The sequence below is a fragment of the Paenimyroides viscosum genome (assembly GCF_003858535.1).
In the GTDB taxonomy this organism is placed as follows: domain Bacteria; phylum Bacteroidota; class Bacteroidia; order Flavobacteriales; family Flavobacteriaceae; genus Flavobacterium; species Flavobacterium viscosum.
The window spans coordinates 64,753-89,705 of the sequence record NZ_RQTJ01000001.1 but is presented as its reverse complement, the minus strand read 5'-3'; the positions used below and the strand labels follow the sequence as shown (position 1 = coordinate 89,705).

The following is a 24,953-nucleotide window of genomic DNA, read 5'->3' as shown; positions in this document are numbered from 1 at the left end:
ATGGCAAATAGTCCTGTTCAAATAGTATTAAATAGCGATGCTTTTATCGAGGCATTAGAAAATAATGGAGGCGGTGGTTCTAAAGACTTTTTTGCCGGAAATGATACTGAATTCATCGAGCATCGAGATAATATTCAAAATCAGCTTAGTGAGATAAAGAGCATGCAATTGGTAAATAGTTTTGCTAAGGTTTCTTATGCGAAAGTTACATTAAAGCAAACGGCATTAGCAAAAAGTCATCGCCCAACTTCACAAGTGTTTAAAAGGGATGTTGCTCCTATAATTGGAGCTGGAGATTTGGGAGAATTATTTGTCGAACTGACGCCAGAAAGTATTGATAAAATAAATACTAAAGTTGGACAGGCTGAACCTGAAACAAGATATAAAGAAAAGAATGGGAAGAATGAACCTAATCCTTCAAGATTAAGAAGTGAAGTCGGTGCAATTGAAGGAATTAGCCCATATACTGCAAGTGACAAAAGGAATTTTTCTGTTAAAGAAGCCGTAAAATGGCTATCTAATCCCCAAACTGGCGGTTCGTATATGGTAGAATTGTTTGAAGCTCCTCCGGCGAGGCAAGATTGGGATTTACTAAGTAAATACAAATTCGATTTGTTTGATAGCTTTTTTGGCGGGTTAACCATTTTAGGCACAGGCTTATTTGTGTCAAGAATTACTACCGGTCAGGGCTCATCTGTTGTGTTTGGTGTCAAATTAGAAAAAACCGATTCAACTCCCGTAATACAGCTTTACTCATCATCAACAGCAGGCAAATCAGGAGAGAAAAAATCTATTGACCTAAACTTGGAGAGACATAACGAATTATTAGAATATTTGGGAAATCATCCATTGGTAAAAAAAGTTACTCTTCCTCCCATCATTACACAAAGCTCAACTGTCAAGTCTCAGGTCAAAGGTGAAAACTTTATTGTTCTTGCTCCTGATCATAAAGGGTCATATCCAAAAATATGCGTTGTAGACGGAGGTGTTTCAGATGTTTATGGCGACTGGATAGAAGATCGTTGGGGATTAATTAGCAGCATGGACAAAGACGAAAATCACGGTACTTTTATAGCTGGATTAGCAATATTTGGCCAACAATTAAATGGGAACGCTATTTGCCGGGAAATTGATGGTTGTAAAATTATAGATCTTGATATATTACCTCGTGCTGATAGATATAGCTCGTACTATTCAAAACCTCTAGAATTTTTTAATGAACTTGAAACTGCTGTTCAGGAATTAAAAGCTAGAACTGGAGTTCGAATATTTAATTTCAGCCTGAATATAGAAGAGCATGCATCCACTACAGGCTATAGCGTTCCTGCACAAATTTTGGACAAAATTGCAGAAGAAAACGATGTCGTTTTTGTTATTTCGGCGGGTAATACGCATCCTAGAGATATTAGAAAAGAATGGCCTGTGGATCATTTTGATGCATTAAAAATATTAGCTTCTTCGAGAAATGACGCTATTAAAAAACCAGCTGAAAGCTGTCGTAATATTAGTGTTTCAGCTTTAAACCCTCCGCATCTTGAAGGTGTTGTTCCTTATGCTCTAAGCAGTTACAGTTGTCGAGGACCTGGACTACGAGTAGGACTCAAACCTGATTTTGCTCATATTGGTGGTTCTGGGACTAGTCACCCAACTTTAGGACATGGTCTTCTATCTTTAGACCCAACGAGTAATATTGTAGATGGTTGCGGAACTAGTTACGCAGCTCCTAATGTAGCAAAGACTTTAGCAAGTCTTGATCATTCGATTGAAGGTATAGTTTCAAGGGAAACACTAATCGCTCTTGGAATCCATCATGCTGTATTGCCAGAGTCCCTCAACGACAAAAATTTGAGAAATGTCTCCAAACACTTGGTTGGATTCGGTATGCCGGATGGTTCTGAAGACTTTTTGAACGGAAATTCATCTGCAATAACATTAGTATTTGCAAACCGAGCCATAAGTGGCCATAAAATGAGTTTTAAATTTTCATGGCCGTCAAGTTTAGTAAGGGATGGTAAATGCTTTGGGCACGCAAAACTCACTATTGTAAGCACTCCAAGATTTGATTACAGATTTGGATCTGAGTTTGTCAGAATAAATATCGACGCAGCTCTGAGACAGCTACAAAATAATGGTAACTATAAAGGAAGGTTGAATGCAATTTATACGCCAGAAGATGGTGACGGAAGTTTATATGAGAAAGATCAGATTGAACATTCTTTCAAATGGAGTCCAGTGAAAGTTTATGAAAAAACTTTCCCCCGAGGAGTTGGACCATCGACAGAATGGAAACTAGATGTAGAGTACTTGTCAAGAGATGGTGTAACTATACCAGCTGCGGGTGTACCATTTACAGCAATACTAACAATTTCAGATCCTAGTAGTGAGAAACCAGTATTTAATGACATGCGACAAATGCTACAGTCGCTTGGAGTCCAGTCGGTTGACATCAAAACTGCAGCTCGAATTGTACCAAGAGTTTAATTTAAGAATTTAAAAAAACATATAATTATGGCAAATTACCATGTAACACAAAAGAAAGGGCAAGACGGATGGAATGTCCAGAAGGAAGGCGGCAAGAAAGCTTCAGCAATTGCCAGTACTCAAAAACAAGCTGAACAACTAGCAAAACAGTTTTCATCAAATAATGGCGGAGGAGAAGTTAGAATACATCGACCAAATGGTGGACCAATTAGAGATAGTGACACTGTTAAACCCGGAAACGATCCAAAATCAGTAAAAGACACAAAATTTTAATGAGAAAGAGGCAGGTAAGAAAATAAAAAACCAGGCGAAAATCACCTGGCTTGATTCCTTAAAGGAAACAAAAGCCCTTGCAAGGCTCTTGGTAGTAATGTTTTTGCACTTCAAAACTACCTCCTTTATTTGAAATAAACAAGCTTTTCGTGATTTTAAACCTCCTGCCAGTACAATTCAGGTAGTGGGGCTTGGTATTAATAGTATAAAATTTCAATTGCATCAGAATTAAACTATCGTAGGGTACGCCTTATTTATTGCCGAAATGATAAGCAATAAGCAATTAAATATTAATTAATATCAATTTAAATTCAAGATGAATTCAAATAAACATGAAGGGGAATCACATTCCCAAAATCCAAAAGTACCTCTAACATTTGTAATAGAAGGTAAAGAGTATGAAGCTTTTGACCAGTACAAAACAGGTGCAGAATTAAAACAGCTTGCTGGGATACCTTTAGATACCGAGTTGTTTTTGTCTATTAGCAAACCTTATCAGGATGAGCTTATTGAAAATGAGAAACAAGTTAACTTGGCTCGACCTGAAACCGAGTATTTCTTTGTAAAGAAAAAGCTTCAGTTCTTCATTAATGACAAGCCCTTTACCTGGTATAAGCAATACATCAGAGGTGCTCAAATCAGAGAACTGGGTAATATACCTGTTGAAGATGATATCTTCCTTGATGTCAAGGAAGGTTGGCAAGACGATCAAATATTAGATGATGAAGTCGTTGATTTAGCTCGTCCGGGTAAAGAGAAGTTTTTCTCTAAGCCTAAACCAACGGAGTTTACAATCATTGTGAATGCTCGTCCACATATTTGGAAAGAAGCATACATCTCTTTTGAGCAGTTGGTTGTGTTGGCTTTCGGATCATACGATAATAACCCAAACAAGGGTTATACGGTTACTTATAGCAGAGGTTGGGAACCAAAACCGGAAGGTACTATGGTTAAAGGTTCAATTGTTCGTGTAAAAAATAAAATGATCTTCGATGTCACAGCAACTGATAAATCATAGTCCTGACCTTAAACGTCTAAGAGACGAAGGTTATGAGATCGAGGTACGTGGTGGATATTTACTTATCCACCATATACCCTTTGTAGATCAAAACAATCAAATCCAATATGGAATATTGGTAACTACGCTTACATTAAGTTGTAATGAACGAACGGGAACTCCAGATAACCATGTTATACATTTTATCGGGGATAACCCCTGTGAAATTGATGGTACAGTCATTACAGCAATCCAGCATAGTAATACTACTTCTGTACTAAACCATCAGGTTACGGTAAATAGATCTTTTTCAAATAAGCCTGCTTCCGGATATCCGAACTACTATGAAAAAGTCAAGAGGTACGCAGACATCATTTCCGCACCTGCGAAATATCTCGACCCTTCAGTTGCGGAAAAGACTTTTAAGGTCATACCAGACAGTGCTAATGAAACAGTATTTGAATACATTGATACCAATTCCAGCCGCGCAAACATCGAAATGATTAATGCAAAGTTAGAAAGGCAGAAAATAGCAATTATTGGGCTGGGCGGTACTGGAGCATATATTTTGGATTTGGTAGCTAAAACTCCGGTAAAAGAAATCCATATATACGATGGGGATACCTTTGACCAGCACAATGCTTTCCGTTCTCCTGGTGCAGCGTCAATGAATGATCTGTACGAAAACCCGAGAAAGGTGTCTTATTATCAAAAGTTGTATTCAAACATGCGCAAGTATATCCATGGGCATAACTACTATGTAAAGAAAGAGAACTTACAAGAGTTGGATCAAATGGATTATGTATTTGTATGTGTAGACAAGAATGCCGTAAGGAAGATAATAACGGATCATTTGGTAAGTGTAGATGTCGCTTTTTCCGATGTAGGTCTAGGAGTTAATGTAGTTGATGATAAACTTACAGGTGCTGTAAGGGTTACTTCTGCTTCTCGTGATAAAAATGATCATCTGCCCCTCCGCATTTTTTCGGAAGACTCTGATAATAATGAATACGCTACCAACATTCAGATAGCTGAACTGAATGCATTAAATGCTGTTTTTGCTATCCTGAAATGGAAGAAGTTATCTGGAATTTATGTTGATCTGGAAAATGAACATCACAGCTCATATTCCATTAGTGTGTCTAAAATTTTCAATGAGGATGTTACACCATAAATTTGTTGAGTTCATTCCTGAAAAGGTTGAGGAAGGCGTTTTGTATGTCTCAATAGAATACTGTACTGCAATACACAAATGTGTATGCGGATGCGGTAATGAAGTGGTGACCCCGTTATCTCCTACAGATTGGAAACTGACTTTTAATGGTAAAGCAGTTACGCTTCACCCCTCTATAGGCAATTGGAATTTTGAATGTCAGTCCCACTACTGGATAAGGAACAATAAAATTGAGTTTGCTGGTCGTTGGACAGAAAGAGAAATCCACTTAGGTAGAGAAAATGATCTAAAACATAAAGAAGAATATTTTGAAATGCCAGATATTCCAAAAGAAGAACCTGTTGTTCAAGAAATCCCTAAACCTACTATTTGGCAGAAAATCTCCAAACTCTTCCGATTGTAGAACTTTAATTTTATCTCTATAAAGCCGAGGGTAATTCTTCGGCTTTATTTATATAATTGTTTTTAGGTTATCTGATATTAATTAGGTTATTTTCCAGCAATAATCTCGCACAACTCCCCAAATTTCATTACCTCTTCATAACTATCTGTTGCGTGTAGAAAGGCAGGGTTTTTATGGTCTGATTTATTAATAATATCTATAAATAACTTCATATTTTCTAATTGCAAAGCTGAGAAAGAGTCGATATCTGCTTTAATTTCTTCCATATTGTGTGTATTCCTGTAATTGGTATATTTACCCATGAAACCAACGAAAATATCAGATAGTTGTGTCAAATGGCTATCCTGAGAATCAACAAAAGAATAGTTTTTAAACTCTACTCCTTTATCTACCATTCTATACTCGTTCAAAGCTTCTCGGATGGAATCCTCATTATCGAATATATGAGTTGAATTCTTGAAAGTGTAGATGGGTCTAAGATAAAAATGTGTCAGATCTGCCAGCAGAACATAATCTTTTTCATCCATAACAAAAGCTAGTTCGCCTTTCTTTTTAGACTCTTTCAATATCTGCCGTAACGATTCCAACCCAAAATGAAATTCAGGTAACTCAAGATATGCTTCAAAAAGATTACTCAATGCTTCTATGAAATCACCAATTTTTTCAGGTTTAACATTAGGATATTCGAAAGAATAAAAAAGTTGAACGACAGCATCTATTTCAAGACGACAGAGTTTGTAAAGGTCATTCTTCATTCGATTGTCAAGTCCAGGTCCTAATTGCATAGCTGCGTCCGAATTCATTATCGCAGAATCTACAATATCCACTACAGACCAGTACAGAATATTTAAGCTTGAATAATGGACATAAAGATCGCTATCTTTTAAAAAGCGAAAGAAGAGATTTAACTTCTGGGATTTGAGACAATCAAGAAAATCTCCAAATGCGATATGTTTGAATTTAACTTCCTTGGCTGTTTTCTGCAATTTAAAACTATCCATCAATGGCTGTACATCGGGTATTGCTCCTTGATGTAGAAGTCCTCCCAAAACGAAGTTTGCCGTAAAAGTATAATTGAAATCGTTTTCCCTTACATAGAATGTTTTTATATTATTAGTCTCATCATAATAGAATGTATATGGTGTTGTAAAATCTACCCTTGGATTTAGCAATCGGGCAAATTGATTAGCGGCCTCAATTTCGGCTATTTCAAAATCAATCATAGTGTTAGCTTATTAAAAATAAATATGTGGCTAAGTTATAAAAACACCTCCTAATACTTCCACTCACCGCCAAACAATTCCTCTGACTGCCACTTTGTTATAACGCCTTCATTTCTGAAACACCTTTGTCCTGAAAGTCCGCAAGGTGCGGGAAAATAGTAACAAAAAATGTGTTTCAATTATGAAAAAACAAAGAAAAAAAGTATTGCTGGCAGCCGTTGCTATGCTGTCAGGAATTGGTGCTTTCGCACAGGGAAACGGTACAGCAGGTATCAACGAGGCTACCCAAATGGTAACTTCTTATTTCGACCCCGCAACTCAATTAATTTACGCCATCGGTGCGGTCGTCGGGTTAATCGGAGGTGTTAAGGTGTACAACAAATTCAGTTCGGGCGACCCCGATACATCGAAAACTGCGGCTTCGTGGTTCGGTGCATGTATCTTCTTGATTGTTGCGGCTACCATCCTGCGTTCATTCTTCCTTTAATCCTGTGCCTTATGAACAATTACAACATAAACAAAGGTGTCGGAAGAACGGTGGAATTTAAAGGTTTGAAAGCGCAATATCTGTTCATTTTCGCAGGCGGACTGCTTGGAACACTTATCCTAGTCATGATCTTATATATGGCAGGCGTAAACTCTTATATCTGCCTGCTGCTCGGAGCAGGCGGTGCTTCGCTGATTGTGTGGCAGACCTTTTCGCTGAACAGAAAATACGGCGAACACGGATTAATGAAGATAGCCGCTAATAAAAGGCATCCTCGATACATCATCTGTCGCAAGCCTGTACACCGCTATTTAAAATTCACATCTAAACAGAATGCAGTATGAGAAATATATCTAAAACAACAACGCTGGAGAACAAATTTCCTTTGTTGGCGGTAGAAAACAACTGTATCCTATCTAAAGATGCAGATATTACCGCCTGCTTTGAAGTGCGTTTGCCGGAACTTTTTACTGTAGCTTCTGCGGAATATGAAGCCATTCATTCCGCCTGGCATAAGGCTATTAAAACTTTGCCTGATTTTACGGTCGTACACAAACAGGATTGGTACATCAAGGAAAGCTACGCTCCCAATTTGGAAAAGGAAGACCAGAGTTTTTTGGCAAAATCCTATCAACGTCATTTTAATGAGCGACCGTTCCTAAACCATTACTGCTACCTCTTTTTAACCAAGACAACCAAAGAGCGTATGCGTATCCAAAGTAATTTTTCATCGCTTTGCAAAGGTTCACTGATACCAAAGGAAATCAGGAACAAGGAAACGATACATCGCTTTATGGAAGCGGTGGCACAGTTTGAACGTATCGTAAACGATAGCGGTTTCATAACCCTGAAACGAATGACCGAAGATGAAATCATCGGCACAGAAGATACACAGGGACTACTGGAACAGTACCTTACGCTATCAAGGGAAGCCGGAACACCGATGCAGGACATCGCTCTCGGAACGGAAGAAGTCCGTATCGGGAACAAAAAGCTAAGCCTGCACACCTTGTCCGATACTGACGATTTACCCGGAACGGTATCGGCTGATACCCGTTTTGAAAAGCTATCTACCGACCGTAGCGATTGCCGTTTGTCATTCGCCGCACCTGTGGGCTTGTTGTTAAACTGCAACCACATTTACAACCAATATTTGTTTTTGGATAACAGCGAAGCCAATCTACAAAAGTTTGAGAAGTCCGCAAGGAATATGCACTCACTGGCTCGTTACAGCCGTGCCAACCAAATCAATAAAGAGTGGATAGAAAGGTACCTCAATGAAGCACATTCGTTTGGTCTATCTTCCGTAAGGGCACACTTCAACATTATGGCGTGGTCGGAAGACCCTGCTGAACTGAAACAGTTGAAGAATGATTGCGGTAGTGCTTTGGCTTTAATGGAATGCAAGCCACGTCATAACACTACGGACGTAGCCACTTTGTATTGGGCAGGAATGCCGGGCAATGCGGGCGATTTTCCGAGTGAGGAAAGCTTTTACACGTTCATAGAGCCAGCTTTGTGCTTTTTTACAGAAGAAACCAATTACCACAATTCGCCATCGCCATTCGGGATAAAAATGGCTGACCGATTAACCGGGAAGCCTATCCATTTGGATATTTCAGATTTGCCGATGAAACGTGGAATTATTACCAATCGTAACAAGTTCATACTCGGTCCATCAGGTTCTGGTAAATCTTTCTTCACAAACCATATGGTACGGCAGTATTACGAGCAAGGCGCTCACGTTTTGCTTGTTGACACTGGTAATTCTTATCAAGGATTATGCGAACTCATTAAAGGTAAAACCAAAGGCGAAGACGGTGTTTACTTCACCTATACCGAAGATAATCCGATTGCTTTTAATCCTTTCTATACCGATGATGGTGTGTTCGATATTGAGAAGCGTGAAAGTGTCAAGACTTTGATATTGACGCTTTGGAAACGTGATGATGAACCACCAACTCGCTCAGAAGAAGTAGCATTATCAAATGCTGTATCAGGCTATATCGAACGCATCAAACAAGAAGATGTTTACCCATCATTCAACGGCTTCTATGAGTATGTAAAAGGCGATTACCGCAAGGTACTCGAAGAAAAACAAGTAAGGGAAAAAGACTTTGATATTGCCAATTTCCTGAACGTACTCGAACCTTATTACAAAGGTGGCGAATATGATTATTTACTCAATTCCGATAAACAGTTAGACCTACTTTCCAAACGCTTTATCGTGTTTGAAATTGATGCGATTAAAGACCACAAAATCCTTTTTCCTATTGTGACCATCATCATTATGGAGGTGTTCATCAACAAGATGCGCCGATTGAAAGGCATCCGTAAGCTCATCCTGATTGAAGAAGCCTGGAAAGCAATTGCCAAAGAAGGAATGGCGGAATACATTAAGTATTTGTTTAAGACCGTCAGAAAATTTTTTGGAGAAGCAATCGTCGTAACGCAAGAGGTAGATGATATTATCCAGTCACCTATTGTGAAAGAAAGTATCATCAACAATTCCGACTGTAAAATCCTTTTAGACCAACGCAAGTATATGAACAAATTCGATGACATACAGGCAATGTTGGGGCTTACGGATAAAGAAAAAGGACAGGTACTTTCAATTAATATGAACAACGATGCAAGCCGACTTTACAAGGAGGTTTGGATTGGCTTAGGTGGTACGCACTCGGCAGTCTATGCCACCGAAGTTAGTTTGGAAGAATACCTTGCTTACACCACTGAAGAAACCGAAAAAATGGAAGTGATGCAGCTTGCTGCTGAACTCGACGGCAATGTAGAACTCGCCATTAAGCATATCGCAATGCAAAGGCGTGACAAAGTAAATCAATAATCAATTAACATTTTAAAATTTAGAAACAATGAAAAAAGTATTGTATCTGGTGTGTACGGCACTAATGCTCGCCGTAGCACCGTCAGCGAAAGCTCAATTTGTAGTAACTGACCCTGCAAATCTGGCATCAGGAATTATCAACAGTGCGAACGAAATCATACAGACTTCTTCCACCGTAAGCAATGTCGTAAAGAACTTCAACGAAGTGAAGAAAGTGTACGATCAGGGCAAGGAATATTACGATAAGCTGAAAGCCATCAACAACCTTGTGAAAGATGCCCGTAAAGTACAGCAAACGGTTTTGTTGGTGGGCGATGTGTCCGAAATATATGTGCAAAACTTTGGAAAAATGATGAACGACCCAAATTTCACACCACAGGAATTGGTTGCTATCGGCAATGGTTATTCAGCACTACTCAATGAAAGTACCGAGCTTTTGAAAGAGTTAAAGCAGATTATAACATCATCAAGTCTCTCGCTGAACGACAAAGAACGTATGGATGTAATTGACCGTGTGTACAAAGAGGTTAAGGACTACCACAGCCTTGTTCGCTACTATACCAATAAGAACATTTCTGTAAGCTACCTAAGAGCAAAAAAGAAAAACGATGCACAAAGAGTGCTTGATCTCTACGGAACCTCTAACCAAAAATACTGGTAAAATGGAATGGGATAATCTTCACGAACTCCTGCGTTCGCTTTACGACGATATGATGCCGCTTGCAGGCGATATGGCGGCAGTAGCTAAAGGTTTGGCAGGATTGGGAGCGCTGTTCTATGTGGCATTAAAGGTTTGGCAGGCTTTAAGCCGAGCCGAGCCTATTGATGTGTTTCCGTTGCTGCGTCCGTTCGCTTTGGGGCTTTGTATAATGTTTTTCCCAACCATCGTGTTGGGAACCATTAATGCAGTATTAAGCCCTGTGGTTACAGGAACCCACCAAATACTGGAAGGCCAAGTGCTTGACCTCAACCAACTCCAACAACAGAAAGACCAATTGGAATACGAAGCAATGGTACGAAATCCAGAAACAGCCTATATGGTATCAGACGAAGATTTTGATAAAAAGCTGGACGAATTGGGATGGTCGCCATCCGACGTTGGTACAATGGCGGGAATGTATATGGATAGACAAGCTTACAAGATTGAAAAAGCTATAAAGGATTGGTTTCGTAATCTACTGGAGATACTCTTTCAGGCGGCAGCTTTGGTCATTGATACCATACGAACGTTTTTCCTGATAGTTCTTTCCATACTGGGACCAATAGCTTTTGCTATTTCTGTGTGGGACGGTTTTCAGTCCACACTCACGCAATGGATTACAAGGTATGTCAGTGTTTACCTGTGGCTTCCTGTTTCAGATTTGTTCAGCTCGATGCTGGCAAGAATACAATCCCTCATTTTAGAAAGGGATATAGCAATGCTTGCTGATCCGACCTACATACCCGATACGAGCAATACGGTTTACATCATCTTTATGATTATCGGTATCGTTGGCTACTTCACAATTCCAACAGTAACAGGTTGGGTAATCCAAGCCGGAGGTGCAGGGAATTTTACCCGAAATGTAAACCAAACAGCAATGAAAGCCGGAAATCTTGCTGGAGCAGGTACAGGATCTACAGTAGGTAACATCGGCGGTAAACTGATGAATAAATAACAATAAATCATTAAAAAAATGGAATTTAAAACGCTAAGAAATATCGAAAACAGCTTTAGGCAGATACGTTTGTATGCTATTGTGTTTGCGGTTCTCTGCATTGGCGTGGTAGGATATGCCGTATGGCAGTCCTACCGTTTTGCAGAAGAACAACGCCAAAAAATATATGTGCTGGATAACGGCAAATCTTTGATGCTTGCCTTATCGCAGGATGCTAGCATCAACCGACCTGTAGAAGCAAGGGAACACGTCAGACGTTTTCACGAGCTGTTCTTTACACTCGCTCCTGATAAGAATGCTATAGAAAGCAATATGAGCAGGGCATTCAACCTTGCTGATAAAAGTGCCTTTGATTACTACAAAGACCTTTCTGAAAAAGGCTATTACAGCCGTATTATATCAGGAAACGTACAGCAACGTATAGAAGTGGACAGCGTGGTCTGCAATTTCGACACCCACCCTTATGCGGTACGAACTTATGCCAAACAATTCATCATCCGTTCAAGCAATGTAACCAGGCGTAACCTGATTACCTCCTGCTATCTCGTCAACTCCGTTCGTTCTGACAACAACCCGCAAGGCTTCAATATTGAAAAATTTGCAGTCGTGGAAAACAGGGATATCGAAGTCATCGAACGCTAAAAACAATCTTATGGAAGCATTATCAGATTTAAACACGTTTGCAAAAATCCTTAACGATAAAGGATATAACGGCTATTTCCATACGCAGGGAGCGTATGCAGGAAAGTTGAAAGAAAGTATCAGCGATTACCTTGAAAGTTACCAAAAAGGTACAGACAGTTTACCCAAACAGGATTTATTGTTGACAGGCTATCTGCAATGGTCGGGAGAAGACAAGCCCCGTGTAGAATGCAGTATGTGGGTAAAGTACCTGAACGGCAAATTCTCATTGAGCCGAATGGAAATAGCCAAGAAAGACAGCTTTGGGCAACTGCTTAAAAAATCGGAATTGACAAACCTGTCAGTCATATCTGCACCCAAATTAACGGAAGCGATCGCACTGGTCAATGATGAACAGAAACAAAATCTGGGCTCAAGTTCAAAGCGGTTCAAGCTCTAACATCAGAAATAATAAGAATATGAAAAAACTAAGAGCAAATATGGACAGGTATTTTGACAAGCTTGATGAACGTTGGCAGACGTTACCAGTACGCAAACAGCACCAATATACCCTCTACTTTTTTGTGTGTTACTTGCTGCTAACTGTAGCCGTCATTGGGAAAGTGATGTATGACACCTCAAAGTCAGGTAACGATATGGTCATTGAGCATATCGAAAATCCAGTTCTCAAAAAAAATGGAAGTCCTGCAATGTTGCAGGATAGTGTATCAACAATTTTAAAAAATCAGATTTATGAAAGAAAATGAGAATAAAAAATCGGTTGTTCGGGTAACTGAAGGTAACCCGTCCGCAAATACTGATGTACTGCAAGACGGTACACAGAACAAAGCTGAAAAGCTGAAAAAACCGCTCATATTTGGTTTAATGGCAATTGTCTTTCTGAGTTGTATGTACCTCATATTTAAACCATCTGAAGATAAAAAGGCAATTGAAAATGTCGGTCTGAACGATGCAGTACCCCAAGCTACGGGAGCAGGAATGCCAGACGACAAAGCCAAGGCATACGAGCAGGAAATGCTAGAACGTAAAGAGCAAGAAAAACGCAATGCATTGGCTATACTTTCAGACTACTGGAATACCGAAGACAAAGAAGAGCCAACCGACGAACCGTTTTCTGAAGATGAGGAAAACGACAGCTTTGGCGGTAGTGGGAGAAATTCGGGAAGAAGCAGTAATCCTGCTTTGAACAGCTATCGAAATAGCCAAAGCGCATTGAGTTCCTTTTATCAAGATGATAACGCTGAGACAATGGAACTGCGTAAGCAGGTGGACGAATTGAAAGAAAAATTATCAGAAAAGGATGTGCCACCTGTGGCCACAGTTGATGACCAATTGAAGCTAATGGAGAAATCTTATGAAATGGCAGCAAAATATCTTCCGAAGAATGAAAATGCCGAGAACGGTACTCCTGCCAATGGTACAACTCCTGCTGCTGGTGCTAATCAGAAAGAGCATTTTGTATCGTTCACGTCTGCAAGAAAAAATACAGTATCAGCCCTTTACCGTGAACCATCGGACAGTGCTTTTTTAGCAGATTGGAGCGAAACAAAGAACCGTGAATTTTATACTGCTGGTTCTGTGGAACAAATGGCACAACCCAAAAACAGTATCAAAGCCTGTGTACACGATGCCCAAACAGTAGTTGGCGAAACAGGTGTGCGTTTACGATTATTAGAGCCTGCAAAAACACCGAGCCGTACCATTCCAAAAGGAACGATTTTAACGGCTAATGCGAAATTTCAGGGAGGGCGTTTACAACTAAAAGTTACCTCGATAGAACTGGAGGGCAATATCATCCCGGTAGATATAACCATTTACGATTTGGACGGACAGCAAGGCTTGTACGTTCCTTATTCGCCCGAAATGAATGCCCTTACTGAAATGGCAGGTAATATGAGCCAGACTGGCGGAACGAGCGTAATGCTTACACAGAATGCCGGACAGCAGGTTGCAGCAGACCTTAGCCGTGGCGTGGTACAGGGAATTTCGGGCTACTTCGCCAAAAAGGTAAGAACCCCAAAAGTTACGCTGAAAGCAGGACATCAGGTCTTTCTTGTATCTAAACAATAAATGTTGAATTCAAGTAAATAAAACAATGAAAAATAATTTAAAAACCTTTTGGGCTATTGTCCTGATACTCGGCTTTGCCGTACAATCTTATGCACAGGACAGCATCAGAACACCGCTTGCATTGGGCAAGATAGAACCGTATAGAATGGAAGTTACCTATGATAAGACTTCACATCTGATTTTTCCGACTGCTATCCGTTACGTGGATTTGGGAAGCGAATACCTGATTGCAGGAAAAGCAGAAGATGCAGAAAATGTGTTACGTGTAAAAGCAACAGTAAGGGATTTTGAACCTGAAACCAATTTTTCAGTCATTACGAATGACGGACGTTTTTACAGCTTTAATGTGTATTACAGTTCTTACCCGGAGGCAATGAGTTACGACCTACTCACAATGCAAAAGGCAGTGGATAAAGCCAACGGAAACGATGTGCTTTTTGAAGAATTGGGCAATAATTCGCCTTCACTAGCAGGCTTGCTATTAGAAACAATTTACAAAAATGATAAGCGGATTGTAAAGCATATCGGGTCAAAGAGTTTCGGTATTCAGTTTATTCTCAAAGGCATTTATATCCACAATGGCAAATACTATTTCCATACGGAATTGAGAAATAAAACCAATGTACCTTTTCAAATTGATTTTATCAATTTCAAGGTGGTAGATAAAAAGGTGGCAAAACGTACCGTAGTTCAGGAACACCCGATGATACCGCTTAGAACTTACAAACCTTTGGACGAGATTGGCGGAAAACTAACCGAACAAAACGTTTTTCTGTTAGACCAATTTACCATTGCCGATGACAAGGTGCTGTTGATTGAGATTTTCGAGAAGAACGGTGGCAGACATCAAACTTTGCAGGTCGAAAATTCAGACTTAATCAAAGCTCGTTTGATTAACGATATGCACCTGAAATTTTAATAACCATTTTAAAATAATTATATGAAAAAGTATATCTATACCGTGATGCTCATTTTGATGGCCATCACGGTTACACGGGCACAAAGAATGCTCCCAAAACAGAAAGGATTGGAAATAAGTGCAGGTATATTATCCGATGACAAGATCGGTAATGATTATTACCTCAACATCGGAATGACCGTGAACAGTAAAAACGGCAATTACCAACTTTGGGCATTGGAATACACGCACCAATACCACAATTATAAAGACCTCAGCATACCGCAGGAAACCTATACTGCCGAAGGCGGTTACAGTTTCTTTCTGTTGGGCGATGCCCGTAAAAACATCACACTCAACTTCGGGATAACAGGTGTGGTCGGTTATGAAAGCATCAACCGTGGCGAAACTATGTTATATGACGGAGCAAAGATTTTGAGCGAGGATAATTTTATCTACGGAACAGGCGGTCGTCTCACTTTTGAAACGTACCTGTCAGACCGTTTTGTACTCGTCCTGCAAGGGCGTACAAAGGTATTTTGGGGTACGGACTTAGAGCAATTCCGACCATCCGCAGGTGCGGGATTAAGGTTTAACTTTTAAAACTTAAAAACAATGATAGCAATATTCAATAAATTCAGAATAGGATTAAGCTCGATATATGTAATGTTGGCAATCCTCACAGTTTCGGTTTCTATGGTGTCTTGTAGTAAAGATGATGAACTGGAAATACAGAACGATTTTCCTTTTGAGGTAAAACTGATGCCTGTTCCAAAAGATGTATCCAACGGGCAGACCGTTGAAATACGCATTGCCATAGAGCGAACAGGCTATTACAGCAATACACAGTATTTTCTTCGCTATTTCCAATTTGACGGACAAGGCACGTTGCGGTATTACGATGAACAACCATATTTACCGAACGATTTATACCCGTTACCGACAGAGCAGTTTAGATTGTACTACACTTCAACATCTACCGTATCACAATCTTTTGAGGTTTGGATTTCAGACAGCTTCGGAAATGAAAAACAGATAAGTTTTCAGTTTAATAGTGCTGATTAAAAAGAAAGAAATCCTGCCATAAAAAGCAGGATTTCTCTTTTTAAGGTGTGTTAAAGCTATTTTTTTGTAAATTTAAAATGGATTTTAAATGTTTTTGTTATGGTTGCATCATTGGTTATAGGAATAATATTTTTGGTTGCCGGTTTGGGACTTCGCTACTGGATTAACCGCAGAAAGTTTTACAGACGTAGCCCTATGGGAGCAGAAGGCTTTTCATCTTATGAAAGTTCGGTTATTATTAAATTGCTTGAAAAGTTTGGTAAATGGGTAGCTTATGCACTGATTATTTTTGGACTATTGTCGCTTTGGGTTTATTCTCGTGAGAAAAATGATAAGGAAAGACCTGAAGTTGAAATACAAAATCCTCGATAAACAATATGCTATTTCAAATTTTCAATTAGAATATTTGCATAATTTCGTAACATCTAAACAGCATTGTGCTAAATATATTTTAAAATGAAATTACGAATTGAAAATTGGATTGATAATAATAATTTTTCAGAAGATGTAAAAGTGTTATTTACAGATGCTGTTACTTGCTATAAAGCTGGAGCAAATAGAGCCTCTTTATTATTTTCATACTTGGCCTTTTTGACGATATTGAAGGAAAGAATAATTGGAGGAACCAAACCGAACACATTTGAACAAGGAAACTGGAACAGTTTAATTACAAAATTGCAAAACGAGAATTTGTGGGAAGCTAATGTCTTTGAAGCAACTCAACAACGAGAAAAAATAGATCAGGCTACGAAACAACGTACGAGAGATCCAATCTTTAATATCAATGAGGATCTGAGATCTCAAATAAAATATTGGAAAGATAGACGAAATGATTGTGCTCACTACAAAGATAATATTATTGAAACCTTCCATACAGATGCTTTTTGGGCATTTATAGAAAGTAATATGTCTAAAATAACAATAGAGGGCGGGATGCAATCTTTAATTAATAAGATTTATAGACACTTTGATCCTACAATTACGCCTCCAAATAAAGACATTACTCCACTAATTAAAGAGGTTGAATTTTCGGTAGAAAGGTCGAAACTGAAAAATTTCTGGGAAGCATTGTTGCATAGTGGTGATTTTGATTTTGATTTATCTCAAAGAAAACAAGAACTAATTAATAAGAGCTTAGAGGTAAATAGAGATTTCGTAAATGATAGTTTGATTGCGATTGTCAAAGCTAACAAGTACCATTTAAAAGATTTTCTCTCGAACCATCCAGATAAAGTTTTGAGTTTTAATTTCAATGATGAAGAAGTTAGAAGATTTTGGAAAACACAATTAATCACTGGCAACAATATTTTAGGATTATACACTTCTTTTTTAAGAAACGGTCTAATTCCTCCAAATGAAATAGCAGAAGCAAATAAAACTATTTTGAGTGCCATTCGAGAATATTCTCCGACTAACAATGAGCATCAAATTTTATCTGGAAATGGTTTCTTAAATACTTTTAAACAAGATATTCTAAATAACAGCAGTTTTATCGGAAATAAATCATACTTATATGTAAATGAAAAAGTTGACATTATTGCAGGAATTATTAAAAATTATCCTGCCGATAAGGACATAATTATGAGGTTAGTTGAACACTATCAGCAACAGAATAATTCTGAATGGTTGATAGGAAGACTTAATAATGTCTTTGTAAATGGGAGTGCCATTACCGATGATTATAAGAACATTTTACAAACTGAAAATGTAGAGATCCCAGAGAAATTAAAGATTTTTTTTAATTAATAAATATCAAATCGGATAGCCCAAATCGCTATCCGTTTTTTTTATGGGGTCATAAATCAGTACATATAAAAGATGTAAGCTTTAGAGGTAAATAAATTTCGTCTGGGCTATGCTTTATGTAATCTTCCTTATTATCATCCCACATAAAGCCTGGCCTGATTAAACTGAAATCGTTCGTTTTTGTTACAGACTGAACGTAGCTATAGCCCCAAGGCGATTTATAAATAATTTGACCCTGAACTGCGGAGGTATAAAAGGTCTTATCTTCAATCTGTTTAATTACTTTTATAAACGATGGACAAAGTTTTCCGTAAAATATCTCTAAGTTTTTTTCAAATCCCTTTGTCCTGTTTTTCAACTCAGAAATTCTACCGTTAATTTTGGTTTTCAACTCTTCGAAGTTGGCAATGAAATCATCTGCATTTTTGCAACCTAAATAATGAAGTGCATTTAAAACCATCGTAAAAAAGTAATGCAATTCATCATCTTTCCAGCGATTGTTTACCAAGCAAACAATTGTGCTTATGAGCGCCTCTTTTTTTAGTTCCTCAATTTTCTTTTTGGTATAGTCAAATTCATACGCTTTAAATCCGCTTCTTGCCAGCATCAAAAAGTCGCCAATTAAGTTTAAACAACAACCTTTTATATTGTTATTATCATAGTTATCTACAAAAGGCAAATAACTAAAAAAATGCTGTGTGTCTTGTTCGTCATACTTTGCAAATTTCCCACCATATTCAGTTATCAACTCAAGAGCGATTAGATATTTAGTCAAATCTGTAAGTGTAGGCCTATATGTTTTTGGTCGATTATTCCCGTAAAGAATTTCTTGTTGGTAATTGTAAAGATTATCAAAGTAACTCATCAATTTTCTTTTTTCAGTCTTAAGCACAGCAAAAGAGAGGTTACGAACCGTTGCTACTTCTCCTTCCTCATTTCCATTTATGTTACCTAAATTTTCTTCTTGCTCATCAATACTTATATCAGCTTGCTTATTTGTTGAAATTCCATTTAAATTGATGAACTTTAAAACATCTAAAACACGTAGGGAAAGAGAAGAGAGTAAGAGGTTTTTTTCAAATCCAGAATTTTCGATTGGTTTATAAGAAGAGAGATCGTAAAGTTTTTCAAGTTCTTTGTCGTCATTCAGCTTTGTAACCAGGTTTCTTCTACTATCTAAAAAACTGGCTCCTGTCTCATTTTCTGTTTCATCAAAGATTGCATAATGTAACAAGTCGAGAACTTTGCTCAGCTCTCCATTTTGAATTTCGCTATAAATTTTTTCAATTTCCTCTGTCTTTGGGTTAGGATGCGTTTTCACCAAAAGGAAGTAATCTGAAATCAATAGTTTATTTGAGATAATCCAATCATTAACATTTGTCAATTGCACATATTTGAAACTGCCTAATTCTAAATTGACTTTTATTTTTAGCTCTTTCTCATAATTCGAGAATGTTTGGGTATGTAAAAATCGGTTTTGCTTATCGAAGAAAACAACCTTAAATTCATCGGTATAAGTGCCATTAGAATGAAGTATAAATTCATCATAAATCAACTCTGCCGATAGCAGTTGCAGTTTGAATTGATTATTCTCGATTATAGTTTCATAAACTGATTTATTTGTAGTTATTGCAAATTCATCAAGGCTTTTACTATTGCTTGTTTTCAGTTTTATGCCTAATTGATTTAATAATCCACCTTTTTCTGACTGAATAAGAAGTGAAACTTCTGCATTTGAATTTTTGCCCAATAATCCCAACCCTGCAGGTGTAATATTGGCACTACCGAACAAGCAAAATTCTTTTCCATTTTTTGTCTTGAAATGAATAATCTTCCCATGAAGTTTTGATTTTGAGTTTCCGGATTTTACATACTGCACTTTGCTTACGCCTGCATCACACCAATCGTAGAATGTAAATGCTTTGCTAACCTGCATTGAAGAAGGAATTAAACCGCTTTCATCCAATATTACATATACTACTGCTGAAGGAAAAAGAGAATTGAGTTCTTGCAATACTTTTCCTTTCTTGTCATAATATGGAGAAATGGTAGTTATTTCTACTACTTTCTCACTGCTAAGATGTTTTGAAAGTTCGTTCCAAATAGAAGTTGTTTCTGTATTAAACAGAAAAGCAACTTTCTCTTTTTGCGACGTTTCAAAAAATTGAAATGGCTTTGTTTTTGGTAATTCATTCAGCCATTTAGAATGTTCAAGTATCCATTTTGTAGTTTTTTCATTCATCTGTCCCTTAACTGACGATGAAAGAGTTGATAGATAATCCCAAGCTGACGAAAAGATTGATGCATTTTCGGTTGAACGAATATCAAAATGAAACGCTCCCCAAATCTCATCATTGTTACCATTTCCAGAATTTGTAAGGTTTCCGGAACCAACAATAAGCAATCCTTCTTTTTCACCAAACAACATCCAAATTTTTGGATGGAATACTGATTTTTGGAAAACGGGGTAAAGTGAATAGCCAGCAGAAAGTTGCATTTCTTCTCCAGTGGCTTGTTGCATTAACTCTGAATAATAATGTCCGTCAATAAAGACGTTGATGTTTCTCACGCCACAAGAACGCAACCATTTCATTGCTTTCATTTCAAAAAAATAAAAGTCAAAGCTGAAGGTAGTAAGAATTGCAGAATGATATCTTCTGCTTCCTATCAATGTTAGTATGTTTTCTCTTTCTAGTATCATCAGTCAACCAAAAGTTTTTTATGTAATGGTGATAAAATCCTTTGGTTGTTGATTACCTGTAAATCAAACATTATGTTTTGCAAGGCGTTCATTCTTGGCGATGTGTTTCTTGGTGGAAATGTATCTATGAAACGGATGTATTGTTCCTCAATAAAAAATTTGTGGGTAGCCTGTGAGCCGTTGCCCATTTTTCTGAGTGCAACCATTGAGTGCCTGTAAATAATTTTGCGTAAAATAAATTGTTCAACAAAATCTTGAAGCGTTTCGTTTTCTGCCGTGTGAACTGTCAAGATGCCATCAACCATATTCCCATCCCTTTCTATCTTTTTTCTGCTCATAAATTCTTTCAATGGATGAAGTTGCTCCCTATTGTTTTTGAATATTTGAAGCAAAAGCATAAAGCCATATTTTGCGACCATAACAGGGTCGTTTGTTGCATCAATTTCCCCTTTGATGTTTTCCTCGTTTTCTGTGTCACTGATCAACACCAAAATTTCTGCAAGTGAACTTGTTGGCGCTATTGCTTGATTTATCTCTTTGCATATTTCATTTGTAATACTGCTTGAAAAATTCTTTACAAACAATGGCAGATATTGATCTTGTTGAAAATCGTAAAGATGTTGTAATACAGCCCAAAATATTGTTCCGCAACTGTATTGCCAATACTCATTTAATTGGTAGCAGTACCAACCAATATTAGTTTCCGTTTCTGGATTACTACTTTTGCCCAATTTCTTTCGGTAACTTTCCAATAGAAATCTATACCAGTCGTAATTATTTTCATTTTCAACAGCTGTATTTAAGAGCGACAAAATTGTTTCTTTTCTGTGAAAAGTAAAACGTTCTTCCATTTCTTGACTTGGTTCGTCTTTGTCCAAAAGCATTTCCACATATAGTTGCCATTCAGCATTTCCTGTTTCTATCGTCTCAATCGCAAAATATTTTATCAGTTCTGAAATATCAGATTGGTAAAGTTTCCCTTTTTTGATGTTACTGTAAAACAATTCTTTTATTTGTGGTGATAATGAAACTTCAAAAGCCTCGGCTAATTGTTTCCCAGAAACTTTTTGTCTTGGGTGTGGTTTACTAATGTTGTAAATAACATCGCCATCATCATTTATTGCTGTAATAATTAAGGAAAGTGCCTGCATTGCTCCGTAATAATATTGTCCGAATGCACCAGACGGATATTTCCAATAAACAGTTTTGTCGGTGTTGTCTTTGTCTGCTCCTTCTGCTAAGTCAAAATAAGTTTCCTCAGTTGTATTAATTAGGTTTGAAGCAAAGTTGCTTCCTGTTATCTGTTGAACTCCTTTACGCTCGCTTTGCATAATTATGGCAATCATCAATTCAGCTCTGCGGATAAAACGGTATTGTTGTTTTGAGTTTCCTTCCTTTTCCTTTTTGAAATAGAAATCTAATAGCCAGCAATAAAAACCATAATAACGAAGTCGGTTTGTCAAGTTAGAAATACCTGGCAACATAGTGGCATAGGTAGCCTCTGATGTAGTTTGCAGTCCTAAAGGATCTAGTCCAGTGATTAGATTTATGGATGCTCCCCAAAATGGATAATTTGATTTGCCTTTTTGTAATACTGCCATTAAAAATTCCTATTGATTTATTAGTAACCTATATTTTTCAAATTTACAAAATAAACTATCTTGAAATTTATATCGTGGCGACAAATACTACCTCTCAACGCCAACTAATACCAAAACTCCTAACACTACAATAATCCTTTATAAATTAGACTTCCACAGAAAAATTGAGCATCTATGGAAGTTATCGCAATACAAAAATCCGCATTGGACGGAATGAAAAAGGAACTGAAAGCACTTTTAGAAATGACCGAAAACGCCACGAAAAAATACACTTCAATTTTCAAAGAAGAAAAATGGCTCGATAACCAGGAAGTGTGTTTGATGATGAACATTACCAAACGGACTTTGCAGACCTATAAGGACAAAGGGCTACTGCCATATTCCAAACTGAACCGCAAGAATTATTATAAACTTTCGGATATACAGGCTTTGCTCGAAGCCGGACAACCGTACAATACAAATAATAATGGATTTACTGACGAATGAAACGGAAGAAGTAATCGAACAACAGCAAATGATGATGCAGTTGAGAAACCGTATTGAAAACATATTAAAAAACTATCGTCCTGTAATGAATGGTGAAATTTACTTGTCGGGTGAAGATGTATGCAAACTGCTACATATCAGCAAACGGACTTTACAGCAATACCGTGATGACAATATCCTGCCGTACATTCAAATTGGTGGTAAAATTATTTATAAAGAAACAGATTTGATGAAGGTACTGGAGCAGAATTATATCAATCACAAAACAAATTCAGGCTAGCTTTTTTGTAGCATTAATACATCCAATAGCAACGAGTTTAGTATCTTTGCTATGTAAAATATAGAAATCTTAAAGTGTTTTTACTTTAAGTCCCACATTGAAAACTGGTAATTTTTAGACAACGGGACGATAAGGAAGAACGCTCATGCCATAGGCGTGGGCGCTCGCTTATTCGTTGTCGGGTATACCAGTACCTCAATGTGCGGTAAGTGTAGTTGCCTGCGCTTTCTTTTTTGTGCAGGAAACTCCATTAACTCAAAATCTGACAATATTATGGAAACTGGTACAGCACAACAAAAAATTACTCTCGCATTTATCAACGACAAAAGCCTTATTTTAGATTTCATTTGCAAAGACCTCATTGCTTCAGGAACTGAAGTCTTATTTCGTTCGGAAAGCATTGAAGATGGACTATCACAATTATTTTCATTAAATGAACTCCCAAAAATTTGTATTATCGACCTTGATTTTTACGATAACAACATTCTGGTACAACTTCAGAGATTAAGAACACAATATCCAACGATAAAACTGATTGCCCATAGTGAAAATGATGATAAAAAAGTTAGTAAAGATCTTTTAGATATTGGTTTTTCTAACTATTTACTCATTGGGAGTGATGCCGAAGATTTTAGAAAAGTAATTGTAGCCGTTTTCAATTTAGGACAAGAGAAATATTAAATAATTTCGGACTTTAGCTATACTTGACTAGCATTCATACAGAATACTGACGATTTTTTTATCATTTAGTACAAACCTTATCTGCTCATATTTTTGAGTAGGGTGCATATCCTGTTCTGTAGCTGGTGGAAAATATTTTACACCGATAGTCACGTTTGGTAAACTAAAACTCCAAGATGACCGAATTTTAAAATTCTTACTGCATAATTGTTGTTCGGATGAGTTCAGATATTCTTTGAATTTTGAAATATTTTCGGTTTCAAATAAAGTTTTCCAGTTTTTGCGTACTTCAAAACCGATATTTTTGTCAAGATTTTTCAGAATACTACTTTCATCGGAACTGTTACAGGCCTTTATAAAATCTCTGATGATTTTTCGTGGGTACTTTTGAATTTCCCTGATTTCTTTCTTTTTGTTTTCAAGGTAAGTGCTAAAATCCTTGTCCACTAATTCAGATAATTTATAGTATCCTGAATGAAAGGCTTCTAAAGGAGATTTATACAGTCTATCTTTAAAAAATGTTGCTTCATTATTTTCATTGGTTTTAAAATGATCCAGAAGCAAAAAACCTTTTTCTTCAGTAGCATTGTTAACACCGTCCACAATATTTACAAAGTAGTATTGCTCTTTATCTTCAAACAAAACTTTGATTTTAGAGTTGAATTTTTCCGGCTTATTTACCGATGTTTTTACAAGATATTTCGTTTCATCTAAAGGATTTTCAATCCGTCTTCCCCAGCCATCAGTCGATAATTCAGATTGGTATCGGGATAATTGAACTCGTATTTCTTTTCGTCCTTTTTCAAGGTCGGTGGTAAATTCATATCCAGGAAAAGAATTGAGAATAGCCGTGTCTAATTCCCATTCCTCATAATCACTTGTAAAATTTATTTGATAGCTAAATTCATATTCCCGAATGTAAACCGGAAATTGGAACTTGTTCCCGACAATTGTTTGCTCTAATAAAGTAATATCGGATTTCCTGTTTACGGTTATTGAGATTTCTGTTTCAATCATTTTGAAATTTATAGTTACTAACAGACTTCAAATTTACTCAAATTAAGAGGTTATGTAACTTTCAAAAAGACAAAATCCAAATCAATAAAGCGACGTTCTTTTGCTTCTTTTCTTTGGTCGCAGTCTGGAAAGAAAAGAAGTCAGGGGTAAATACAACAAAAGGGATAAAGAATATCCCACGAAAAATACCGCAATCTGTTTGGCAAAATGTAAGGGAAGGGCAAT

At 37.4% G+C, this 24,953-nt stretch carries 26 protein-coding genes; 22 read left to right on the top strand and 4 right to left on the bottom strand.

Annotated elements, in window-relative coordinates; all coding sequences use genetic code 11:
• From EG242_RS00450 to EG242_RS00430, 5 genes are all read left to right on the top strand, one after another.
• The gene (locus EG242_RS00450; protein WP_124897960.1) at window positions 1–2,481 is read left to right on the top strand and encodes a S8 family peptidase; all 2,481 of its coding nucleotides are present in this window, start codon (window positions 1–3) and stop codon (window positions 2,479–2,481) included.
• Between the two features lie 27 nt (window positions 2,482–2,508).
• Window positions 2,509–2,754, top strand: coding sequence for a DUF2188 domain-containing protein (locus tag EG242_RS00445; RefSeq protein ID WP_078704232.1), 246 nt, complete (start codon window positions 2,509–2,511; stop codon window positions 2,752–2,754).
• A 316-nt stretch (window positions 2,755–3,070) separates the two neighbouring features.
• The gene (locus EG242_RS00440) at window positions 3,071–3,772 is read left to right on the top strand and encodes a multiubiquitin domain-containing protein (RefSeq protein ID WP_124897959.1); all 702 of its coding nucleotides are present in this window, start codon (window positions 3,071–3,073) and stop codon (window positions 3,770–3,772) included.
• On the top strand, window positions 3,747–4,925 hold the full coding sequence (locus tag EG242_RS00435) for a ThiF family adenylyltransferase (RefSeq protein ID WP_124897958.1): 1,179 nt from the start codon (window positions 3,747–3,749) through the stop codon (window positions 4,923–4,925). Before EG242_RS00440 ends, EG242_RS00435 begins: the two co-directional genes overlap by 26 nt.
• Window positions 4,846–5,328, top strand: a complete 483-nt coding sequence (locus EG242_RS00430; RefSeq protein ID WP_317124934.1) for a DUF6527 family protein — start codon at window positions 4,846–4,848, stop codon at window positions 5,326–5,328. Before EG242_RS00435 ends, EG242_RS00430 begins: the two co-directional genes overlap by 80 nt.
• Window positions 5,329–5,414: 86 nt before the next feature.
• On the opposite strand, the gene EG242_RS00425 is transcribed toward EG242_RS00430, so the two are convergent.
• Entirely contained in the window at window positions 5,415–6,551 is a 1,137-nt protein-coding gene (locus EG242_RS00425; protein WP_124897957.1) for a DUF3800 domain-containing protein, read from the bottom strand.
• Between the two features lie 181 nt (window positions 6,552–6,732).
• On the opposite strand from EG242_RS00425, the gene EG242_RS00420 reads away from it, so the two are divergent.
• The 14 genes from EG242_RS00420 (at window position 6,733) to EG242_RS00355 (ending at window position 17,962) form a co-directional block, all read left to right on the top strand.
• Window positions 6,733–7,038, top strand: coding sequence for a DUF4134 domain-containing protein (locus EG242_RS00420; RefSeq protein ID WP_050378370.1), 306 nt, complete (start codon window positions 6,733–6,735; stop codon window positions 7,036–7,038).
• 11 nt (window positions 7,039–7,049) lie between these two features.
• Window positions 7,050–7,382, top strand: coding sequence for a DUF4133 domain-containing protein (locus EG242_RS00415; protein WP_124897956.1), 333 nt, complete (start codon window positions 7,050–7,052; stop codon window positions 7,380–7,382).
• Window positions 7,379–9,883 carry a TraG family conjugative transposon ATPase gene (locus EG242_RS00410; protein WP_124897955.1) on the top strand — a complete coding sequence of 835 codons (2,505 nt, stop codon included), beginning with the start codon at window positions 7,379–7,381 and terminating at the stop codon, window positions 9,881–9,883. Before EG242_RS00415 ends, EG242_RS00410 begins: the two co-directional genes overlap by 4 nt.
• Window positions 9,884–9,911: 28 nt before the next feature.
• Window positions 9,912–10,544: a DUF4141 domain-containing protein gene (locus tag EG242_RS00405; RefSeq protein WP_124897954.1), complete on the top strand. Its 633-nt coding sequence runs from the start codon at window positions 9,912–9,914 to the stop codon at window positions 10,542–10,544.
• Window position 10,545: 1 nt separating this feature from the next.
• Window positions 10,546–11,541: a conjugative transposon protein TraJ gene (gene traJ / locus EG242_RS00400; RefSeq protein ID WP_124897953.1), complete on the top strand. Its 996-nt coding sequence runs from the start codon at window positions 10,546–10,548 to the stop codon at window positions 11,539–11,541.
• 18 nt (window positions 11,542–11,559) lie between these two features.
• Entirely contained in the window at window positions 11,560–12,183 is a 624-nt protein-coding gene (gene traK, locus EG242_RS00395) for a conjugative transposon protein TraK (protein WP_002978256.1), read from the top strand.
• 10 nt (window positions 12,184–12,193) lie between these two features.
• Window positions 12,194–12,622, top strand: coding sequence for a hypothetical protein (locus EG242_RS00390; RefSeq protein WP_124897952.1), 429 nt, complete (start codon window positions 12,194–12,196; stop codon window positions 12,620–12,622).
• Between the two features lie 19 nt (window positions 12,623–12,641).
• Entirely contained in the window at window positions 12,642–12,929 is a 288-nt protein-coding gene (locus EG242_RS00385) for a nitrogen regulatory IIA protein (RefSeq protein ID WP_124897951.1), read from the top strand.
• Entirely contained in the window at window positions 12,916–14,253 is a 1,338-nt protein-coding gene (gene traM, locus EG242_RS00380; RefSeq protein WP_124897950.1) for a conjugative transposon protein TraM, read from the top strand. Before EG242_RS00385 ends, traM begins: the two co-directional genes overlap by 14 nt.
• Window positions 14,254–14,278: 25 nt before the next feature.
• Window positions 14,279–15,172, top strand: a complete 894-nt coding sequence (traN, locus tag EG242_RS00375) for a conjugative transposon protein TraN (RefSeq protein ID WP_124897949.1) — start codon at window positions 14,279–14,281, stop codon at window positions 15,170–15,172.
• Window positions 15,173–15,193: 21 nt separating this feature from the next.
• The gene (locus EG242_RS00370) at window positions 15,194–15,754 is read left to right on the top strand and encodes a conjugal transfer protein TraO (protein WP_124897948.1); all 561 of its coding nucleotides are present in this window, start codon (window positions 15,194–15,196) and stop codon (window positions 15,752–15,754) included.
• Window positions 15,755–15,766: 12 nt separating this feature from the next.
• Window positions 15,767–16,216, top strand: coding sequence for a DUF3872 domain-containing protein (locus tag EG242_RS00365; RefSeq protein ID WP_124897947.1), 450 nt, complete (start codon window positions 15,767–15,769; stop codon window positions 16,214–16,216).
• Window positions 16,217–16,315: 99 nt separating this feature from the next.
• Window positions 16,316–16,588 (top strand): molybdenum ABC transporter permease, encoded by a 273-nt coding sequence (locus tag EG242_RS00360; RefSeq protein ID WP_124897946.1) that lies wholly within the window; start codon window positions 16,316–16,318, stop codon window positions 16,586–16,588.
• An 84-nt stretch (window positions 16,589–16,672) separates the two neighbouring features.
• Window positions 16,673–17,962, top strand: coding sequence for a hypothetical protein (locus EG242_RS00355; protein ID WP_124897945.1), 1,290 nt, complete (start codon window positions 16,673–16,675; stop codon window positions 17,960–17,962).
• A gap of 49 nt (window positions 17,963–18,011) precedes the next feature.
• Here the strand turns inward: EG242_RS00355 and EG242_RS00350 are convergent, their stop codons facing one another.
• Complete coding sequence (locus EG242_RS00350; protein ID WP_124897944.1) at window positions 18,012–20,663, bottom strand: phospholipase D-like domain-containing protein; 2,652 nt, start codon at window positions 20,661–20,663, stop codon at window positions 18,012–18,014.
• Window positions 20,663–22,264 (bottom strand): hypothetical protein, encoded by a 1,602-nt coding sequence (locus EG242_RS00345; protein WP_124897943.1) that lies wholly within the window; start codon window positions 22,262–22,264, stop codon window positions 20,663–20,665. Before EG242_RS00345 ends, EG242_RS00350 begins: the two co-directional genes overlap by 1 nt.
• A 174-nt stretch (window positions 22,265–22,438) precedes the next feature.
• Here EG242_RS00345 and EG242_RS00340 point away from each other — a divergent pair, with 174 nt between their 5' ends.
• The 3 genes from EG242_RS00340 to EG242_RS00330 all read left to right on the top strand — a co-directional run bounded on the left by EG242_RS00340 (window position 22,439) and on the right by EG242_RS00330 (window position 23,711).
• A complete protein-coding gene (locus EG242_RS00340; protein ID WP_124897942.1) occupies window positions 22,439–22,750 on the top strand; it encodes a helix-turn-helix domain-containing protein in 312 nt (103 codons plus the stop codon).
• Entirely contained in the window at window positions 22,731–23,030 is a 300-nt protein-coding gene (locus tag EG242_RS00335) for a helix-turn-helix domain-containing protein (RefSeq protein WP_124897941.1), read from the top strand. The genes EG242_RS00340 and EG242_RS00335 overlap by 20 nt, the downstream gene beginning before the upstream one ends.
• 273 nt (window positions 23,031–23,303) lie before the next feature.
• Complete coding sequence (locus EG242_RS00330; RefSeq protein ID WP_124897940.1) at window positions 23,304–23,711, top strand: response regulator; 408 nt, start codon at window positions 23,304–23,306, stop codon at window positions 23,709–23,711.
• Between the two features lie 27 nt (window positions 23,712–23,738).
• Here the strand turns inward: EG242_RS00330 and EG242_RS00325 are convergent, their stop codons facing one another.
• Window positions 23,739–24,728 (bottom strand): hypothetical protein, encoded by a 990-nt coding sequence (locus EG242_RS00325; RefSeq protein WP_124897939.1) that lies wholly within the window; start codon window positions 24,726–24,728, stop codon window positions 23,739–23,741.
• Window positions 24,729–24,953: the final 225 nt, after the last annotated feature.

Excerpts from the sequence above, each read along its gene's own strand:
- EG242_RS00450 (WP_124897960.1), top strand. The coding sequence starts at position 1 with ATGGCAAATAGTCCTGTTCAAATAGTATTAAATAGCGATGCTTTTATC.
- EG242_RS00445 (WP_078704232.1), top strand. The coding sequence starts at position 2,509 with ATGGCAAATTACCATGTAACACAAAAGAAAGGGCAAGACGGATGGAAT.
- EG242_RS00440 (WP_124897959.1), top strand. The coding sequence starts at position 3,071 with ATGAATTCAAATAAACATGAAGGGGAATCACATTCCCAAAATCCAAAA.
- EG242_RS00435 (WP_124897958.1), top strand. The coding sequence starts at position 3,747 with ATGTCACAGCAACTGATAAATCATAGTCCTGACCTTAAACGTCTAAGA.
- EG242_RS00430 (WP_317124934.1), top strand. The coding sequence starts at position 4,846 with ATGTTGATCTGGAAAATGAACATCACAGCTCATATTCCATTAGTGTGT.
- EG242_RS00425 (WP_124897957.1), bottom strand. The coding sequence starts at position 6,551 with ATGATTGATTTTGAAATAGCCGAAATTGAGGCCGCTAATCAATTTGCC.
- EG242_RS00420 (WP_050378370.1), top strand. The coding sequence starts at position 6,733 with ATGAAAAAACAAAGAAAAAAAGTATTGCTGGCAGCCGTTGCTATGCTG.
- EG242_RS00415 (WP_124897956.1), top strand. The coding sequence starts at position 7,050 with ATGAACAATTACAACATAAACAAAGGTGTCGGAAGAACGGTGGAATTT.
- EG242_RS00410 (WP_124897955.1), top strand. The coding sequence starts at position 7,379 with ATGAGAAATATATCTAAAACAACAACGCTGGAGAACAAATTTCCTTTG.
- EG242_RS00405 (WP_124897954.1), top strand. The coding sequence starts at position 9,912 with ATGAAAAAAGTATTGTATCTGGTGTGTACGGCACTAATGCTCGCCGTA.
- traJ (WP_124897953.1), top strand. The coding sequence starts at position 10,546 with ATGGAATGGGATAATCTTCACGAACTCCTGCGTTCGCTTTACGACGAT.
- traK (WP_002978256.1), top strand. The coding sequence starts at position 11,560 with ATGGAATTTAAAACGCTAAGAAATATCGAAAACAGCTTTAGGCAGATA.
- EG242_RS00390 (WP_124897952.1), top strand. The coding sequence starts at position 12,194 with ATGGAAGCATTATCAGATTTAAACACGTTTGCAAAAATCCTTAACGAT.
- EG242_RS00385 (WP_124897951.1), top strand. The coding sequence starts at position 12,642 with ATGAAAAAACTAAGAGCAAATATGGACAGGTATTTTGACAAGCTTGAT.
- traM (WP_124897950.1), top strand. The coding sequence starts at position 12,916 with ATGAAAGAAAATGAGAATAAAAAATCGGTTGTTCGGGTAACTGAAGGT.
- traN (WP_124897949.1), top strand. The coding sequence starts at position 14,279 with ATGAAAAATAATTTAAAAACCTTTTGGGCTATTGTCCTGATACTCGGC.
- EG242_RS00370 (WP_124897948.1), top strand. The coding sequence starts at position 15,194 with ATGAAAAAGTATATCTATACCGTGATGCTCATTTTGATGGCCATCACG.
- EG242_RS00365 (WP_124897947.1), top strand. The coding sequence starts at position 15,767 with ATGATAGCAATATTCAATAAATTCAGAATAGGATTAAGCTCGATATAT.
- EG242_RS00360 (WP_124897946.1), top strand. The coding sequence starts at position 16,316 with ATGGTTGCATCATTGGTTATAGGAATAATATTTTTGGTTGCCGGTTTG.
- EG242_RS00355 (WP_124897945.1), top strand. The coding sequence starts at position 16,673 with ATGAAATTACGAATTGAAAATTGGATTGATAATAATAATTTTTCAGAA.
- EG242_RS00350 (WP_124897944.1), bottom strand. The coding sequence starts at position 20,663 with ATGATACTAGAAAGAGAAAACATACTAACATTGATAGGAAGCAGAAGA.
- EG242_RS00345 (WP_124897943.1), bottom strand. The coding sequence starts at position 22,264 with ATGGCAGTATTACAAAAAGGCAAATCAAATTATCCATTTTGGGGAGCA.
- EG242_RS00340 (WP_124897942.1), top strand. The coding sequence starts at position 22,439 with ATGGAAGTTATCGCAATACAAAAATCCGCATTGGACGGAATGAAAAAG.
- EG242_RS00335 (WP_124897941.1), top strand. The coding sequence starts at position 22,731 with ATGGATTTACTGACGAATGAAACGGAAGAAGTAATCGAACAACAGCAA.
- EG242_RS00330 (WP_124897940.1), top strand. The coding sequence starts at position 23,304 with ATGGAAACTGGTACAGCACAACAAAAAATTACTCTCGCATTTATCAAC.
- EG242_RS00325 (WP_124897939.1), bottom strand. The coding sequence starts at position 24,728 with ATGATTGAAACAGAAATCTCAATAACCGTAAACAGGAAATCCGATATT.